Source organism: Arthrobacter sp. YAF34 (assembly GCF_052113245.1).
Lineage (GTDB): Bacteria > Actinomycetota > Actinomycetes > Actinomycetales > Micrococcaceae > Arthrobacter.
The window spans coordinates 167581-184413 of record NZ_JBFRCV010000009.1; the positions used below are offsets into that span (position 1 = coordinate 167581).

Sequence of the window (16833 nt, forward strand, 5' to 3'; positions counted from 1 at the left end):
GTTACTCCTCGCTGGTCTGAGCCTGCCCTTCCACGAGCTCGCGGACAGCTTCGATGAAGGCATCGCCACGGTGAGCGTAGGAAGAGAACTGATCCATGGAAGCAGCTGCCGGGGCCAGCAGCACGGTGTCCCCGGAGGCGGCCAGCTGCGCCGCCGAGGCGACGGCCTCGGCCATCACGGTCTCGCTGAAGATCGGCGAGGGGCCTGCGGCGGCTTGGGCCGGTCCGGCAGTCTGCACGTCTTCAGTCTGGCCCTTCGCCTGCCCGATCACGGGGACATCCGGTGCGTGTCGCTCCAGCGCGGCCAGCAGTTCGCTGGAGTCCGCGCCGATCAGGACGACGGCCTTGAGCCGGTGGGCGTGTTCCTGGATCAGGGAGTCGTAGTTCACGCCCTTGGACAGTCCTCCGGCGATCCACACCACGTGCTGGAACGCCGACAGTGCCGCCGAGGCGGCGTGCGGGTTGGTGGCCTTGGAGTCGTTGACCCAAAGCACGCCCTCATGCCGGGCCACCGGCTGGATCCGGTGGTCTCCGGGGAGATAGTTCAGCAGGCCGGTGCGGACCGCGGACGCCTCCACCCCGTAGGCGCGGACCAGGGCAGCCGCGGCCAGCGCGTTGGCCACCATGTGCCGGGGTGCCGCCGACCCCAGGTCAGCGATCGAGGCCAGTTCGGCCGCGCTGTCCTTGCGTTCGGCGATGAACGCGCGGTCCACCAGCAGTCCCTCCACGACGCCGAGCATGCTCACCGCCGGGGAGAGGGTGGTGAAGCCCACGGCCCGGCAGCCCTCCACCACGTCCGCGTCTTCGACCATGCGTTCGGTCTCGATCTGCTCGGCGTTGTAGATGCACGCCTTTTGCGTGTTCGCGTAGACCTTGGCCTTGTCGGCCAGGTAGGAGGCATAGGAGCCGTGCCAGTCCACGTGGTCTTCGGCGACGTTGAGGCACACGCTGGCCACCGGTGACACGGAGTGGCTCCAGTGCAGCTGGAAGCTGGAGAGTTCCACCGCGAACACGTCGTAGTCCACGGGGTCGCGCAGGGCGTCCAGGATGGGGGTCCCGACGTTGCCCACCGCGATGGCCTTGAGTCCGGCAGCCTGAAGCATGGACTCGGTCAGGCCCACCGTGGTGGTCTTGCCGTTGGTGCCGGTGATGGTCAGCCAGTCGGCCGTCTTGCGGCCTTGGCGTTCGCGGAGCCGCCAGGCGAGTTCGACGTCGCCCCACACCGGGATGTGCGCCCGCGCCGCGGCGGCGAGCAGGGCCTGGTCCGGGCGCCAGCCCGGCGACGTGACCACGAGGTCCGGCTTCTGCCCGTCGATCTTTGGCATTGTCTCCACGGCCTCTTCGCCGAGCAGGACGTCGGCCGCGCCGACGATCCGCAGGGTGTCGGCCTGGGCGAGTGCCCTGGCGCTCGTGGCGCTGTCAACCACCACCACCCGGGCGCCAAGTTCGATCAGCGTATCGGCGGCGGCGAATCCGGAGACGCCGATGCCGGTGACCACGACGCGCAGCCCGGACCAGTCGGAGTCCCAGGTGGTGAGCCCCTGCAGCCGGGCCGAGGTGGTGAGCGGGGCGGGGATGGATCCGGTCACAGGAGTACCACCCATTCGGCGTAGAAGATGCCCAGGCCTGCGGCGACGAACAGTCCGCACAGGATCCAGAACCGGACCACCACCGTCACCTCGGCCCAGCCCTTGAGCTCAAAGTGGTGCTGCAGCGGTGCCATCTTGAAGAACCGCTTGCCCTTGGTGAGTTTGAAGTAGCCCACCTGGATGATGACCGAGAGCGTGATGAGGACGAAAAGGCCGCCGATGAACGCCAGCAGCAGTTCGGTGCGGGACAGGATGGCGAACGCCGCGACGGCGCCGCCGATCGCCAGGGAACCGGTGTCGCCCATGAAGATCTTTGCGGGTGAGGTGTTCCACCAGAGGAACCCGACCATCGCCGCGCTAAGGATGGCGGCCAGCAAGGCGAGGTCCAGCGGGTCGCGGACCGAATAGCAGCCGCCGCCGGCCTGCCGCGGAGACCCGCACGCCTGGTTGCTTTGCCAGATGCCCATGAGCGTGTAGGCCCCGAACACCATGACCGAAGCGCCGGCGGCCAGGCCGTCGAGGCCGTCCGTGAGGTTCACGCCGTTGGTTGCGGCGGTGACAATCAGGTTTGACCACAGGACGAAGAGGATGGCACCGAGCACGGTGCCGGCAAAGGCCAGGTTCAGCCACGGGATGTCGCGCACCAGGGAGATCTGGGTCGACGCCGGCGTCAGTCCCGCGGAGTTCGGGAACTGCAGCGCCAGGACGGCAAAGATAATGCCGACGGCGGCCTGGAGGATCAGTTTGGCCTTGGCGTTCAGTCCCAGGCTGCGCTGCTTGGAGATCTTGATGAAGTCGTCCAGGAAACCGACCAGCCCCATGCCCACCATGAGGAACAACAGCAGCAGCCCGGAGGCGCTCGGCCCCGGGGAATGCGGGTTCATCATCCACATGAACAGGTGGGTGAGAAAGTAGCTGACGACGACCGCCAGGACCACCACCGCGCCGCCCATCGTGGGCGTGCCGCGCTTGGTGTGGTGGGAGGTGGGTCCGTCGTCCCGGATGAATTGTCCGTAGCCCTTGCGGACCAGGAACCGAATGAACAACGGGGTGCCCGCGAACGCGAGGAGCAGCGCCATTCCGGCGCCCATCAGCAGTGCAATCACAGCTGTGCACTCCCTTCGGTGGCGGTTGCGGCAGGTCCCTCAGCAGGTCGCTCGGGGGAGGTCTTGGGGGCTTGTGGGGGTAATGCTATCCGATCCCCCAGATGACGCAGCCCGATGCCATTCGAGGACTTGAACAGGACCAGGTCGCCGGGCAGGAGCTCGGCCCGGAGCAGCTCGTAGGCCTCGTCCGCGGTCTCGGCGAACACACATTCATCGCCCCACGAGCCCTCGTTAACGGCGGAGACATACAGCGAGCGGGCCTCCCGGCCCACCACAACCAGGCGGGAGATGTTCAGGCGCACCACCTGGGTGCCGACGGCCATATGCTCACGGATGGAATCCGGGCCCAGTTCGAGCATGGCGCCCAGGACCGCCCAGGTGCGGCGGCCCTGGCCCAGTTCGGCCAGCGTCCGCAGCGCCGCCCGCATGGACTCCGGGTTGGCGTTGTAGGCGTCGTTGATGACGGTCACGCCGTCGGGGCGCTCCGTGCGCTCCATCCGCCAGCGGCTGGCCGGGGCCTGGGCACTGAGGGAGGCCGCAATCTGCGCCCCGGGAATGCCGGCCGCGTGCGCGGCGGCCGCGGCTGCGAGGAGGTTGGCGAGGTGATGGGCCCCGATCAACTTCGCGGCAACATGGTACGGAGCCGTTCCCTGCTGTGGCGTCCCGTGCTCTTGTGTTCCCTGCTGTTGTATTCCCTGCGGGGCCGTGTCACCGGGCAGGTACAGCTCAAATTCGGGATGGCCGGCGGCGTTCAGTTCCACGCCCACGGCCCTCACCAGATCGGCGTGGCCGCTGTTGTCCTGGTCTGTGCCGGCCGGGCGCGAGGTGTAACCGAGCACCCGGGCCTTGGTGCGCGCTGCCATGGCGGCGACCCGGGCGTCGTCCAGGTTCAGCACGGCGGTGCCCCCGGCGGGGAGCGCCTCGACGAGTTCACCCTTGGCAACGGCAATGTTCTCGATGCCGCCGAATTCACCTGCATGGGCGGAGCCGACACCGAGCACGACGCCGATCTCCGGCCGGACCATGTCCGCGAGGTACCGGATGTGGCCGATGCCCGTGGCACCCATCTCGATGACGAGGTAGCGGGTGTCGTAGTCGGCTTTGAAGACGGTGAGCGGGACGCCGACCTCGCCGTTGTAGGACCCCTGAGGGGCAACGGTGGCCCCTTCGGCGCCGGCCGCGGTGAAGATGCCGGCCAGCAGGTCCTTCGTGGTGGTCTTTCCCGCGGACCCGGTGATGCCGATCACGGTGAACGCGGTGCCGTCGGCTGCGCGGCGGGCGCGGATCCGGCGGACCGATTCGGCGGCCAGCGCGCCCATGGCGAGGACAGCGTCCTCGACGACGACTGCGGGGTAGTTCATCCCGGCCGCGTCGGCGACCTCGTGCTCTACGAGTGCCAGGACGGCGCCCCGGGCAAAGGCCGCGGCCACGAAGTCGTGTCCGTCGGCGCTCTCCCCCGGTTTGGCCACATAGAGGGAACCCGCCGTGGCCTCGCGGGAGTCGGTCACCACGGATGCGGGGCTGATGCCCGGTTCCGCGGCCAGCCGGCCGTTGGTTATGTCGGCGATTTCCGCCGCTGTAAATGCAATCATCTCGGTTTAGGACTCTATCCGGTGGTCTTCGAGAACGGTGAATCCCCGTGCTGTCAAGGCGTTCCGGAGCTCCACCCGGTCGTCAAGGGCCAGGTTGACTCCCTTGACCTCCTGCCACACCTCGTGGCCGCGGCCGGCCACCAGGATGACGTCCTCCGGGGCTGCGAGCTCTACGGCCTTCAGGATGGCGGCGTCGCGCGGGAAGACCTCCAGGACCGTGCAGTCCAGGCCTTCGCTGTCTTTGGCCGCCAAGGCGCCGGCAAGGACGTCCGAACGGATCGCCGCCGAGTCCTCGTCGTGGGGGTCGTCGTCGCTGACAATCACGGTGTCCGCCAGCCGCGCCGCGATGGCGCCCATGGCGGGACGCTTGCCCTGGTCACGCTGCCCGGTGGCACCGAAGACGATGATCACCTTGGACCCGGCATCCGCGGGGCGGACCGCTTCGAGGGCCCGTGCCAGGGCGTCGGGGTTGTGGGCGAAGTCCACCACCGCCGCCGGGGCCGTGGACACGAGCTGCATCCGGCCCGGCACGGCAACGGTAAACGGATCCGCGGCGTCGAGGGCGGCCTGCACGGCGGACGGGGTGTGCCCGCCGGCCAGCACCATGACGGTGGCCAGGGCGGCGTTGGCGACGTTGAAGCTTCCCGGCAGGCCGGAATGGACGCGCAGCTCGGCGCCGTCCTGGTGGCGGAGCACGAAGTCGGTTCCCAGCCCCCGCGGGGTTGTCCGGACCACTGTCCAGTCGGCGGCCGGGGCCGACGTCCGGCCCGCGCCGTCGCGTCCGGTGGCGTCGCCGCTCGTGGCGAGGGTCGTGACGGGGATGCCGGTGTCCGCGGCAAGCTTCTGTCCCCAGGCATCGTCCACGGTCACGACGGCGGCGCGGGCGCGTTCCGGGGTGAACAGCCCGGCCTTGGTCTGGAAGTACTCCTCCATGGTTCCGTGCAGGTCCAGGTGGTCTTGGGTGAGGTTCGTGAACCCGGCGACGTCGAACACCACGGCGTCCACGCGGTGGAAGGCAATGGCGTGCGAGGAGACCTCCATGGACGCCGCATCAAGCCCGCGTTCGCGCATGAGCGCCAGCAGGGCGTGCACGTCCGTGGATTCGGGCGTCGTGAGCAGGCTGGGGATCGGTTCGCCGCCGGCCAGGATCTCTATGGTTCCGATCAGTCCGGTGCGTTTGCCCAGCGCCCGCAACAGTGAATTGATGAAGTAGGTGGTGGTGGTCTTGCCGTTGGTGCCTGTCACACCGAACAGGGCGGGCGCCGCGGCGCCTTCGGGCCGGCTCTGGTAAATCAGCGCCGATAGCCGGCCGACCACGCTGCGCGGCTCTGCGGCGAGCAGCACCGGGACGGGGATGTCGTTGGAGAGCGCCAGCAGGCGCGCGCCGGCGTCGTCCGTCAGCACTGCCACGGCACCGGCGTCGACGGCTTGGGAGACGAAGTCCGCCCCGTGCCGCGCGGCGCCCGGCAGGGCGACATACAGGTCCCCCGGGTGGACTGCCCGGGAGTTCAGGGAGATCCCGGTGACCGGGACGGAACCGGAAGCCCCGGGAACGGCGACGCCGATCGACTCACCGATGGCTCCCAGCGGCACTGCGGCAACCGCAGTGGGCCGGAAGCCCGGGGTGGAGTCGCGGCCGGACGGCGCGGACGCGTCGGGGGCGGTGAGCTCAGACAAATGGATCTCCGTTGCGGTGCTAGTGGATCGGGCGCTCTGTGGATCGGGCGCTTTGTGGATCGGGCGCTGCTATGTGGGCACTGCGCACGGAGACAGGCTCCGGCCCGCAGGCACTTGGTGCGGCGCCGGTTTGTGACTTCCGGTGCCGGGTAGGACGGGGGCTATTTGGCGAACTGCGGCAGCCGGACGGGTGCGCCGGTGGAGGGCTCGACGTTGTACGTGCGCAGCGTCTGGCTCATCACCGAACGGAACACCGGTCCGTTGGTGATTCCGTAGATGCTTCCCTTGGGCCGTTGCAGGACCACCTCCACAATAAACCGCGGATCGTCCATGGGCGCCATTCCGATGATCGAGGCCGTGTAGCCGCAGAACCCGGATTTGCCGTCGTCGCACGGTGATTCGGACGTTCCCGTCTTGGCGCCAACCCGGTACCCGTCAATGGCGGCTTCCTTGATCTCGCCTTCGGTCACGGCGCTCTCCAGGATGTCCCGCACCTGCTTGGCGGTGTCCTTGGAGACGACCTGTTGCGGGTCTTTCGCCGGAACTTTTTCCTCGGTCCCGTCCGGGTCGATGTAGCTGTCAATCAGCCGCGGCTGGAGCATCACGCCGTTGTTGGCGATGCTCTGGTAGGCCCGGACGGTCTGGAGGGTGGATTGGGCAACGCCCTGGCCGAAGAGCACGGTGTACTGCTGGCGGCCATCCCATTGGTCAGCCGGGGTCAGGATGCCCTTCGATTCGGCCGGGAGGCCGATGTCAGGGGCCTCGCCGATGCCGAACTTCCGCAGCCAGCCGTAGCGCTGGTCCTTGCTCAGTCGCTGGCCCACCATGACCGTGCCGGTATTCATGGAGAAGCCGACGATGCCCGCCAGCGTCCTTTGCTCGGTGCCGTGCTCGAACGCGTCACTGAAGGTCTGGCCGTCCACGGTGTAGGTGGGTGGAATGGTGAAGGCATCCAGCGGCTTGGCCTTCCCCTCCTGGATCACGGCCGCGGCGGTGATCATCTTCTCCACCGACCCTGGCTCGTAGGCGGCGGTGACGGCCCGGACGCCGCGGTCCTGGGCGGCAACCTTGCCGGGATCGTTGGGATCCGGGGCATCGGTGTCCGCCATGGCGATGATGTTGCCGGTCTTGACGTCCGAGACCACGATCACACCCCATTCGGCGCCAAGTTTGTCCTTCTGGCTCTGGATCGCCTGCTGGGAGAAGTACTGCAGGTCCGAGTTCAGGGTGAGCTTGACGTCCTTGCCGTTGACCGCCGGTGTCAGCTGGTCCACGCCCACGGGGATGCGCAGGCCGTCGGCGCCGATTTCGAAAACGCGCTTGCCGTCGGTGCCTTTGAGGATCCCGTCCTGGGTCTGTTCCAGCCCTGCCTGCCCGGTGGTCCCGTCCTTGAGGAAACCCACAATCCCGCCGGCCACTGAGCCGTTGGGATAGACCCGCTTGCTGGTGCCCTCACTGACGATGCCCGGGATCTGCAGCTTGGACACCCGGTCCTCGACGTCCGGTTTCAAGTCCTTGGCCACGATGTAGTAGCGCTGGGTGCCGGTCAAGGCATTGCGCAACGCGTCCCGGTCCATGCCAAGCACGGCGGCCAGCTCGGCGATGCCCTGGTCCCGGCTGACCTTGACGATCACGTCCTTGCCGTTCACCGTCTCCAGCCGGGGGAAGGTTTCGGTCTTGGTGTTGACGGTCTGGTCCACCACGATGTTGTAGCGGATGACGCTGCTGGCCAGGACCGTGCCCGAGGAATCGAGGATGCTGCCGCGCTCTGCGGGCAGCACGATGGGCGTGAGCCTGTTGTTGAGGGCGGCCTCTGCCATGCCCCCGACGTCCAGGCCCTGGACCATGAACAGCTTGCCGCCGACTACCAGCAGGAGCGTCAGCATGATGCCCAGCCCCCAGCGGAGGCGCCGGGTGGCGTTTGGGGCTTTCGCCTTGCTGGCCTTGCCGGAGTTCTTCGCCACGATGAGTCCTTGCTGCTTGCTGTGCTGGGGGTTGGTCAGTGGAGGTTACTGCCCGGGAACCTTTTGCGCGGGGGCGGGAACCGTGCCGCCGTGGAGCTCCGCGGCAGCGGCTGCCGCGGGGGGCGCGGGTTTGGCCGCCGCCGCACTGGCTGCATGCTCCGCAGCCGCAGCCGCCGGGGCCGGCACGGCGTCGGCCTGGGTGTCCGCCGGCTTGCGCTCGGCGGCCGGATCGTTCGCCGACGCCGGCGGAACAACGGTGAGCTCGCCGGCGACGGCCGGCGCAGCGATGACGGAGCCCGGGGCGTCGTCCTTGACCGCCGGCTTGGCCTTGCCCGTGACGCTCAGGGTCGAAAGGTCGATCTGGCCCTTGGCGAGCGAGGGCACCATGCCCAGTTCCGTGGCTTTGGCGGCGAGATTCTGCGGGGCCCCGAAGTTCTGCACCTGCTGGGTCAGGTCCTGGTTCTGCTTCGTCAGGGTGGTCTGCTCGCTGCGGAGCTGGACCAGCTGGTACTGCGCGGACGAAACCGAAATGTTCAGGACCAGCACGGCCATGAGGGCAATCGCCAGGAGGCCGAAGCAGAGGACGACGAACGGCGCGCGGCGCTTGCGCGGCACCGAGCGGACCAGCGACAGCGGGGTGCGTGACTTCCGCGGCTGGTCTATGCCGGGGCGGTGCCCCGGGCTGATGCCGGGCAGGGCGCGGGCAGTGGCGCCCTGGGCAACGGGGTAGCTGGTGACTGCGGCGTTGCTCATGCTGCTCTCCTGGCTTTGATGCGTTCGACGGCGCGCAGCCGGGCGGAAGCTGCGCGGGGGTTTTCGGCGATTTCAGCGGCGGTAGGCACCTCGGTGCCCTTCGTCAAGGTTTTGAGTTCGGCTTTGTGCTCTTCGAGCTCGACCGGGAAGCCGAGCGGGGCCGAGGACTTCGATCCGGCCTGGAAGAAGCCCTTCACGATCTTGTCCTCCAGCGAGTGGTAGGACATGACGACGACGCGGCCGCCCAGTGCGATGGCCTCGATGGCGGCCGGGATGGCGCGTTCCAGGACGTCCAGTTCCTCGTTGACTTCGATCCGGAGTGCCTGGAAGGTGCGCTTCGCCGGGTGGCCGCCGGACTTGGCGGCCCCGGCGGGCACCACCGAGCGGATCTGTTCCACGAGCTCGCCGGTGGTGGCGAAGGGCTTCTCGGCGCGCGCGGCCACGATTCTGTTCGCGATGCGGCCGGCAAACTTTTCCTCGCCCCACTTCCGGATGATCCGGACGAGGTCCTCTTCGCTGTAGTTGTTGACGACGTCGGCGGCGGTCTGGCCACGGCTCGTGTCCATCCGCATGTCCAGCGGCGCATCGAAGGAGTAGGCGAAGCCCCGCTCCCGCTCGTCCAGTTGAAGGGACGAGACACCGAGGTCCATGAGCACGCCGTGCACCTCGGTGAAGCCCAGATCTTCGAGGACGTCCGGAATTTCGTCGTAGACGGCGTGAACGAGGTCGGTCCGGTTCGCGTAGGGCGCCAGCCGCTCCCCCGCCAGGGCCAGTGCTTCCTCGTCGCGGTCGATGCCGATCAGGTGAAGGTCCGGAAAGCGCTGGAGAAGGGCTTCGGAGTGCCCGCCCATGCCAAGCGTCGCGTCAATGACCACCGGGGTCTCGCCGCGGCTGCGGGCGGCCTCGAACCCCGGGGCCAACAAATTGATGCACCGGTCCTTGAGGACCGGTACATGGCGTTCGGACGTAGGCTTCGCCTGGTCGGGATCGGTCATGCCTTCGTCCTTCCGTTCGCGAGTGTGTTGGTTGCGCGGTGCTGGTTGCTGTACTTACGCAACGTTCCTTGGTCCAGATCCCCATCCGCGCCTACCCTTCGCCGGCCTGGCTCCGGGGAAGTGAGCCAGGACAGCAACCGGATGGGCGGCTGGAGATCTCGATCAAGGAACGTGGTGTGCTGCTGGGTTACTGGGGACTCAGAGAATCCCCGGGATGGCGTCGTCGGTTTCCGAGAAGGCGGTTTCCTTCTCGGCCAGGTACTCACTCCAGGCTTGGGCGTCCCAGATCTCCGCCCGGGATCCTGCGCCAATGACGGCGAGTTCCCGGCCAAGACCTGCATACTCCCGGAGCGCCGGCGGAATCGTCACGCGCCCCTGCTTGTCAGGTACCTCGTCCGAGGCTCCAGAGAGGAAAACACGGATGTAGTCACGTGCCTGCTTGGAGGAAATTGGAGCCTCCCGCATCTGCTCGTGAACCCGGCCGAATTCCGCCTCACTGAAGACGTAGATGCAACGTTCCTGGCCCCTTGTGAGAACCAGGCCGCTGGCAAGCTCCTCGCGGAACTTCGCTGGGAGGATAATTCGACCCTTTTCGTCCAGACGCGGCGAATGTGTGCCGAGAAACACGGCCCACCGCCTGTCTGTTCTAGGAAGTCCAACGTCCCCTGTGCTGCCACTACCCTCTTACGTCCTCCACATTACTCCACATCGCTCCACAGTCAACGACACGCCCGGGATGTTTGGACAAATTTGCGGATGTTTATCCCCTTTCTTCCCTGCATTTGCAAGGAGTCGGGACAGGTGGGGGAAAGTGGAGCGGTTTTTACGTCCTTGCCGCGGTCGACGCGGCCAATGCGGGCAGAAGGCCCGACGCCGGCGCGAAAGAAATCCGCGGCGTGGCCTTTTTGCGTCCCAGGCCCCGGGAAATGCCTCATTAAATGGCGAAAGACCCGCCGAAGCGGGTCTCGCGCCGCCACCCGGTGAACCGGTGGTGGAAAGTGGGGGCCCCAGACCCCTTGCTCGGGGCGGCTTAGGGTTCGCCCCGGTGCCGTTCGTCCCAGCGCTGCTCGAGGTTGCTCATGAACGAACTCCGTGGCTTCCCCTGCTTGCGGCCACGGGCCTTGGCCTTGCGGACTGCCGAACTGCGCATCGTGGCGAAATACACGCCGGCGCCCATGACGACGAAGCCCAGGACCCCGACAAAGACGTTCTGCATGGACACGCCCACCAGCAACAGCAGCACACCTGCGAGAGTGGCGAGCACTCCGATGACAAGGTGGCGGGTGGACCAGGAACGCCCCGGGACCGATCCCATGGAGCTGGCGAACTTGGGATCATCTTCATGCAGCTGCTTCTCTAGTTGCTCCAGCAACTTCTGTTCGTGCTCCGAGAGCGGCATCACGACCTCCTCAAGTCTGCCATCGCCGTACCGTGACGTGGCCATTGCCCTATTCCCATAACGCCCGGGATTCCGAAGTGGTTCCCCATCGCCGCCATTGGCGAAAAGGGGCAATTCATGAGTCCCGTGCCGGTCGTCAGTTGGCCAGGTCGTTGCCTGTGCGGTCGATCCAGTCGTCCTAAACCTAGGTATTAATAAGGATAGATTGTCGGGGCCCGTTCTGAAAGACAGTCTTAAGGCCCTGTCGCGCCCCGGCGGACCTTAACGAGGCGTTAATGAGAGCCTTGGTTGGAGGCGCTGCTGAGAGCCGGGCGGCCTATTCGAGGGTGTTCCCGGGATCCAGGAGCCGTGCGGGCAGAACTGATTTGTTGCCGAATTTGCGGGTGACCGCATCGAGGGCTTGTTCAGCGGCCCGCCAGTTGTCGTCCCGGCGGTCCAGGCTGAGTTGGAGCGGGGCGTCGGCGGCCACTTCCAGCTGTTCCGCCCGGATGCCCACGAGCCTGACCGGCATGGGCCGGTCGCCCACGGATTCCAAGAGCTGGACCGCGACGGCGTAGAGCAGCTGGGCGCTGTCGATCGGGGTGCTCACGGTGCGGCTGCGGGTGATGGTGGAAAAGTCCGCGTACCGCAGCTTGAGCGCCACCGTGCGGGCGTGCATGCCGGCGCCGCGGAGGCGCTCCGCCGTCCGGTGCGAAAGCCGCAGCAGTTCCCGATGGAGCAGGGCTTCATCCGCGGTATCCGTAGCGAAGGTCTCCTCGGCCCCGATGCTCTTTTCCAGCCGGACCGGAGTCACGGGCCGCGGATCGATGCCCCAGGACAGCCGGTAGACGTGCTCCCCGGCGGCGCCGAGGAGCTTGCGCAGAGAGGGCAGGGGCGAGGCCGCGACATCCGCCACCGTCCGGATCCCCCTCCGGGCCAGAACGTCCACGGTCTTGCCGCCCACTCCCCACAAGGCGCCGACGGGAAGGCTGTGCAGGTAGGCAACGGTATCCTCGGGCCGGATCAGCAGCAGCCCATCGGGTTTGCATCGGGTGGACGCGATCTTGGCCACGAATTTGCTCGCGGCGATTCCCACCGAGGCCGTGATCCCGAGTTCCCGCGAAACGCGGGCCCGGATCAGCTCGCCGATCTCCCGCGGCGGACCGAGACGCCGGATGGCTCCCCCGACGTCAAGGAACGCCTCATCGACGCTGAGCGGCTCCACGAGGTCGGTGATGGACCCGAAAATGCCCATGATCTGTCCGGAAACTTCGTAGTAGAGCTTATGGCGGGGCTCGATGATGACCGCCGACGGACACATGCGTGCCGCAACCACCATGGGCATCGCCGATCTGACGCCGAAGGCCCGGGCCTCGTAGGACGCTGACAGCACCACCGACCGGTCTGCCGGGTACCCCACAATGACGGGCTTTCCTTTTAGCTCCGGACGGCTGCGCAGCTCCACCGAGACGAAGAACGCGTCCATGTCCACGTGCAGGATGCTGCTGCGCCGCAGTTCGCGCAGCGCGTCCTCGCTGAGTCGTCCATAGGACGGGAGATCCAGTTGGCGGGTCGACGGGAGCTGAGCCTGGGCATGGGCCTGAGCTGGTGTCCGGGGCTGTACATTAGGGCGCACAACCGGCTGCGCTCTGTGCTGTTCTCGGTACGGTTCTGTGCCCGGTCTTCTGTACGGTTCTCTGCTCTCTTCGCCCTGCTGTTTGTCTGCATCCGTCCCCACGCCTTCAATCCTATGCCCGGGGACTGACTAAACTGGAGGCTGATTCCGCATCAACACCAGGAGGAAAATCCCTGTGAAGGTATTTGGACAGCACAAACGTGCCGCAGCGGCCATCGCGGCGGCGGGCACGTTACTGGCGTTGACCGCATGCACGCCTGCCGGCCCCGGAGCCTCGGCGGCGTCGTCGGTATCGACGTCGGCAGCATCGCCGCAGTCCTCCACGACGGCGCAGCCAAGCCCTTCCGCGCAGCCCGGCACCTCGGCCACGGTCGGCGCCCTGGTTCCCGGTTTCCCGCAGAAGCTGCTGCCTGTCATGCCCGGAGCCAAACTGGTGTCCAGCAGCTTTGACAAGACCACGGTGCCCGCCACCGTGGCCCTGGTCGGCAGCATCTCCGCCCCCGCGGCCGACGTGCTGGCGTTCTACACGAAGGGGCTTAAGGCACAGGGCTTCAAGGCCGTCCCCGGCGAATCCGTGGGCACCCTTCCCTCGAAGGACTTCCTGCGCGGGGACAACGAGACAGTCAACATCTCGGTCATGGATACCGGCGGCCTGTCCACGTTCACGATCGGCGCGAACGTCGCTGCCGAGTCCGTCAAGTGACCCTCGCCGAACAGCTGCGGCTCGAGCAGGCGGACTTCGTCGCCTCAGTCGCCGGCAAGCTCACGGATTTCCTGACCAGCCGCCAGGCCGTCATGTCCGCAATCTCACAGGACATCGATCCGCTGATGGGTTCGATCTCGAATCTGGTCACGGGCGGTAAGCGCCTCCGGGCCCTCATGTGCTACTGGGGCTGGCGCGGCGCCGGCGGGGAGGCCGGGGCGGCCGAGGTGGTGACGGCGGGCTCGGCCCTGGAGCTGTTCCAGGCCGCAGCCCTGATCCATGACGACATCATTGACCGTTCGGATACCCGCAGGGGCGGCCCCAGCGTGCACCGCCGCTTCAGCGAACTGCACGAGACCCAGGGCTGGGCGCTGGACAGTGAGCGGTTTGGCCACGCGGCCGCCATCCTTACAGGTGACCTCTGCTTGTCCTTCAGCGAGGAATCCTTCACTGAAATCGGACACCGTGCCGCTTCCGGCAGCCCGGCGCGGCTGATCTTCAACCTCATGCGGGCCGAAGTGATGGCAGGGCAGTATCTGGACATCCTGGAAGAAGTTGCCGGGCCCCGGCGGGACCGGGCCGGTGCGGTCAGCCGGGCACAGTCCATCATCAGGTTTAAGTCCGCCAAGTACTCCACGGAGCACCCACTGGCGCTGGGCGGAGCCCTGGCCGGCGCCGGCGACGAGCTGCTCCGCGGCTACTCCGCCTTTGCCCTGCCGCTGGGCGAGGCGTTCCAGCTGCGCGACGACGTCCTTGGCGTCTTCGGCGACCCCGTCACCACCGGAAAACCTGCCGGGGACGATCTCCGTGAAGGCAAGCGCACGGTCCTGGTGGCGTTCGCCCTGGACCAGGCCTCGCCGGCAGAATCGGAGTTCATCGACGCCAAGCTCGGCAGCCCCGATCTGAGCGACTCCGACATCGCGGAGATCCGCCGCATCATCGTGGAGTGCGGCGCGCTCCAGGCGACGGAAGTGCTCATTGACGAGTTCGGCAAGGCGGCCTACGCCGCCCTGGACCTGCTGCCGCTGGAGGAGCTGCCCAAGACGGCGCTCCGCAAGCTGGCGGAGGCCACTGTCAGCCGCGCCGCCTGAGCCCACCACCCGCTGAGCCCATCCCCAGGGGCCCGGACAGGGTCCCGGAGGCCGAAGAGACCGGCCACCCGCAGCCGCACGGGAGATCCGGTAGCCGGACCATACGCCGCGGGCCGTGCACGGCGACAAACGCTGTACACGGCCCGCAACGGCACGTCCCAAGGGGGTGCGGCCGGCTAGAGGATGCTGGCGGCCGGCCCCTACCAGGCCAAGGACTGTGCCCTGCGCCGGATTTCGGTCTTGCGCCCTTCCCGCAGGGCGTCGATCGGCCGGCCGCGCAGGGACTCGTCCGGGGTGAAGAGCCAGGTGATCAGTTCCTCGTCCGAGTATCCGGCGTCCGAGAGAACAATGATGGTGCCCTTAAGGCTCTCCACTGCGTGGCCGTCCTGGATGAAAGCCGCCGGTACGGAACGGATGCGTCGGTCCCCGATTCTGATGGCCGCCAGCGCACGCTCGTCCAGGAGGGCATGGACCTTGGTAATAGATGCGTTAAGAAGCTGTGCAACATCGGGCAGGGGCAGCCATTCGCCCACGAGGCTTTCTACATTACTCACGGATAAAGATTGCCACGCGCGGTGCCCCGCCGCCTAGTCGACGGCCGGAGAGATGACGGCCGCGGCCGCAGTCATTCGGTCCCGCGGGGCCCGCACCGGCCTACCGGGCACTCCCCCGGCGCGCCCGCGGGCAGGCATTCTGCCGAAATCGGGATTGCGGAATGCCAAACAGTTCTTGTACTAATTCCCAATTCATGAGAGATTCACATAGATCACATTTGTAACAGCTATAACTTTTGTCACACTGGTAACACCAGTTGTACCGGCCAGACCGCAGCGTTGCCGCTGAGAAGAGGATCTTTCGAATGACAACGTCACGTTCGCCACAGCACCACGCGCGGCCCAGCCTGCCGCTGATCGCGGCGACGACGGCGGCGCTGCCCGCCGTCGTCCTGTCCTCGCTGGCGATCGCCCAGCCTGCCGCGGCCGAGCCGCGGGCGCGCGCCGTCCCGGCAACCCTTGCAGCGGCCATGCGGGCCCAGGCAAAGGCGGAAGTGGCAGCCTCCCTCAATGCGGCCCTGATCCCCGCAGCCTCCGTCCCGGCAACCGTGCCAAGCGCGTTGCGCCCGGCGAAGCCGGCTGCTCCCGCCGTCTACACGATCGCCCGCGGCGACACCGTCGGCGCCGTGGCCCGGCGGTACGGCCTGGACACCAATGCCGTCCTCAAGCTGAACAAGCTGCGGGCCAACACCATCATCTATCCGGGCCAGAAGATCAGGCTCACCGGTCCGGCGACGGCCGCGCCGGCCGCCCGGCCCGCTGCCGCTAAGCCCGCGCCCGTTGTTCCCGCCCCTGCTAGTTCCGCCTCAGGCGGGAGCGTCTACATCGTCAAGTCAGGCGACACCCTGGGCGCGATCGCCGCACGCCACGGCGTCGGGCTTTCCCAGGTCCTCAAATGGAACGGGCTCACCATGGGCTCCATCATCTACCCCGGCCAGAAGGTCAAGGTGGGCGGGGCCAGCACGTCCGCTCCCTCCGCCCCGGCCGCAAAACCGGCCGCCACCGCAGTGCCCGCAACGCCGGCGAAATCGGGCTCCTACACCATCAAGTCCGGCGACACCCTTTCGGGCATCGCGGCGCGCAACGGCGTCAGGCTCTCGGACGTCCTGTCCGCCAACCGGCTGACGATGTCCAGCATCATCTACCCGGGGCAGAAGCTCGTCATTCCCGGCGCGCTGACGATCGCGCCGGCCTCGACTTCGCCTGCCGCCACCACGCCGCTCGTGCCCAGCACGTTCCTCGGGTTCAGCTACCCGGCAGCCGTGGTCAGCTCGGCCAACCAGAACAAGGCGCTGCTCAACGCTTCCCCGGTTCCCACCCGCGAACAGATGAAGTCGATCGTGGCCGACACGGCACGCCGCATGGGCGTGGACGCCAGCCTGGCGCTGGCCTTTGCCCTGCAGGAATCGGGCTTCAACCAGCGCGCCGTGTCACCGGCCAACGCGATCGGCACCATGCAGGTGATCCCGTCCTCCGGTGAGTGGGCCTCGGACCTCGTGGGCCGCAAGCTGAACCTGCTGGACCCGTACGACAACGCCACGGCCGGCATCGCGATCATCCGCCAGCTGGTCCGCACGTGCTCCGACCTCGACCACGCTGTTGCCGGCTACTACCAGGGCCAGTACTCGGTCAGCAAGAACGGCATGTTTGATGACACGAAGGCGTACGTTGCCGCCATCAAGGCCAACAAGCGGCTGTTCAGCTGACCTCCCGCGCGCAGCGGCGGCGCCGCCCGCATTGACTCCTGCACGCACTCCCGTCCTGGGGGTGTGGGGCTACGGGCCCGGATCGCATGT

Annotated in this window: 14 protein-coding genes; 3 read left to right on the forward strand and 11 right to left on the reverse strand. The window is 67.4% G+C overall.

What is annotated here, in order from left to right; translation table 11 throughout:
- Window position 1: 1 nt before the first annotated feature.
- From murD to dinB, 10 genes are all read right to left on the reverse strand, one after another.
- The gene (gene murD / locus AB4Y72_RS12885; RefSeq protein ID WP_441426547.1) at window positions 2-1603 is read right to left on the reverse strand and encodes a UDP-N-acetylmuramoyl-L-alanine--D-glutamate ligase; all 1602 of its coding nucleotides are present in this window, start codon (window positions 1601-1603) and stop codon (window positions 2-4) included.
- Window positions 1585-2694, reverse strand: a complete 1110-nt coding sequence (gene mraY, locus AB4Y72_RS12890; RefSeq protein ID WP_441426548.1) for a phospho-N-acetylmuramoyl-pentapeptide-transferase — start codon at window positions 2692-2694, stop codon at window positions 1585-1587. The genes murD and mraY overlap by 19 nt, the downstream gene beginning before the upstream one ends.
- Complete coding sequence (locus tag AB4Y72_RS12895) at window positions 2691-4286, reverse strand: UDP-N-acetylmuramoyl-tripeptide--D-alanyl-D-alanine ligase (RefSeq protein ID WP_441426549.1); 1596 nt, start codon at window positions 4284-4286, stop codon at window positions 2691-2693. Before AB4Y72_RS12895 ends, mraY begins: the two co-directional genes overlap by 4 nt.
- A gap of 6 nt (window positions 4287-4292) precedes the next feature.
- Window positions 4293-5963, reverse strand: a complete 1671-nt coding sequence (locus AB4Y72_RS12900; RefSeq protein WP_441426550.1) for a UDP-N-acetylmuramoyl-L-alanyl-D-glutamate--2,6-diaminopimelate ligase — start codon at window positions 5961-5963, stop codon at window positions 4293-4295.
- Between the two features lie 161 nt (window positions 5964-6124).
- Window positions 6125-7927: a peptidoglycan D,D-transpeptidase FtsI family protein gene (locus AB4Y72_RS12905; RefSeq protein ID WP_441426551.1), complete on the reverse strand. Its 1803-nt coding sequence runs from the start codon at window positions 7925-7927 to the stop codon at window positions 6125-6127.
- Window positions 7928-7972: 45 nt separating this feature from the next.
- Entirely contained in the window at window positions 7973-8680 is a 708-nt protein-coding gene (locus AB4Y72_RS12910) for a hypothetical protein (RefSeq protein ID WP_441426552.1), read from the reverse strand.
- Window positions 8677-9675: a 16S rRNA (cytosine(1402)-N(4))-methyltransferase RsmH gene (gene rsmH, locus AB4Y72_RS12915; RefSeq protein ID WP_441426553.1), complete on the reverse strand. Its 999-nt coding sequence runs from the start codon at window positions 9673-9675 to the stop codon at window positions 8677-8679. The genes AB4Y72_RS12910 and rsmH overlap by 4 nt, the downstream gene beginning before the upstream one ends.
- Window positions 9676-9873: 198 nt before the next feature.
- Window positions 9874-10302: a division/cell wall cluster transcriptional repressor MraZ gene (gene mraZ / locus AB4Y72_RS12920; RefSeq protein WP_090956633.1), complete on the reverse strand. Its 429-nt coding sequence runs from the start codon at window positions 10300-10302 to the stop codon at window positions 9874-9876.
- Between the two features lie 403 nt (window positions 10303-10705).
- Window positions 10706-11074, reverse strand: coding sequence for a DUF3040 domain-containing protein (locus tag AB4Y72_RS12925; protein WP_441426596.1), 369 nt, complete (start codon window positions 11072-11074; stop codon window positions 10706-10708).
- 316 nt (window positions 11075-11390) lie between these two features.
- Window positions 11391-12617: a DNA polymerase IV gene (gene dinB / locus AB4Y72_RS12930; RefSeq protein WP_441426597.1), complete on the reverse strand. Its 1227-nt coding sequence runs from the start codon at window positions 12615-12617 to the stop codon at window positions 11391-11393.
- Window positions 12618-12864: 247 nt separating this feature from the next.
- Between dinB and AB4Y72_RS12935 the strand changes: the two genes are divergently transcribed.
- Window positions 12865-13392: a hypothetical protein gene (locus AB4Y72_RS12935; protein WP_441426554.1), complete on the forward strand. Its 528-nt coding sequence runs from the start codon at window positions 12865-12867 to the stop codon at window positions 13390-13392.
- A complete protein-coding gene (locus AB4Y72_RS12940; protein WP_441426555.1) occupies window positions 13389-14483 on the forward strand; it encodes a polyprenyl synthetase family protein in 1095 nt (364 codons plus the stop codon). The genes AB4Y72_RS12935 and AB4Y72_RS12940 overlap by 4 nt, the downstream gene beginning before the upstream one ends.
- 200 nt (window positions 14484-14683) lie before the next feature.
- Here the strand turns inward: AB4Y72_RS12940 and AB4Y72_RS12945 are convergent, their stop codons facing one another.
- Window positions 14684-15037, reverse strand: a complete 354-nt coding sequence (locus tag AB4Y72_RS12945) for an Rv2175c family DNA-binding protein (RefSeq protein ID WP_441426556.1) — start codon at window positions 15035-15037, stop codon at window positions 14684-14686.
- Window positions 15038-15342: 305 nt separating this feature from the next.
- On the opposite strand from AB4Y72_RS12945, the gene AB4Y72_RS12950 reads away from it, so the two are divergent.
- Entirely contained in the window at window positions 15343-16743 is a 1401-nt protein-coding gene (locus tag AB4Y72_RS12950; RefSeq protein WP_441426557.1) for a LysM peptidoglycan-binding domain-containing protein, read from the forward strand.
- Window positions 16744-16833 lie beyond the last annotated feature (90 nt).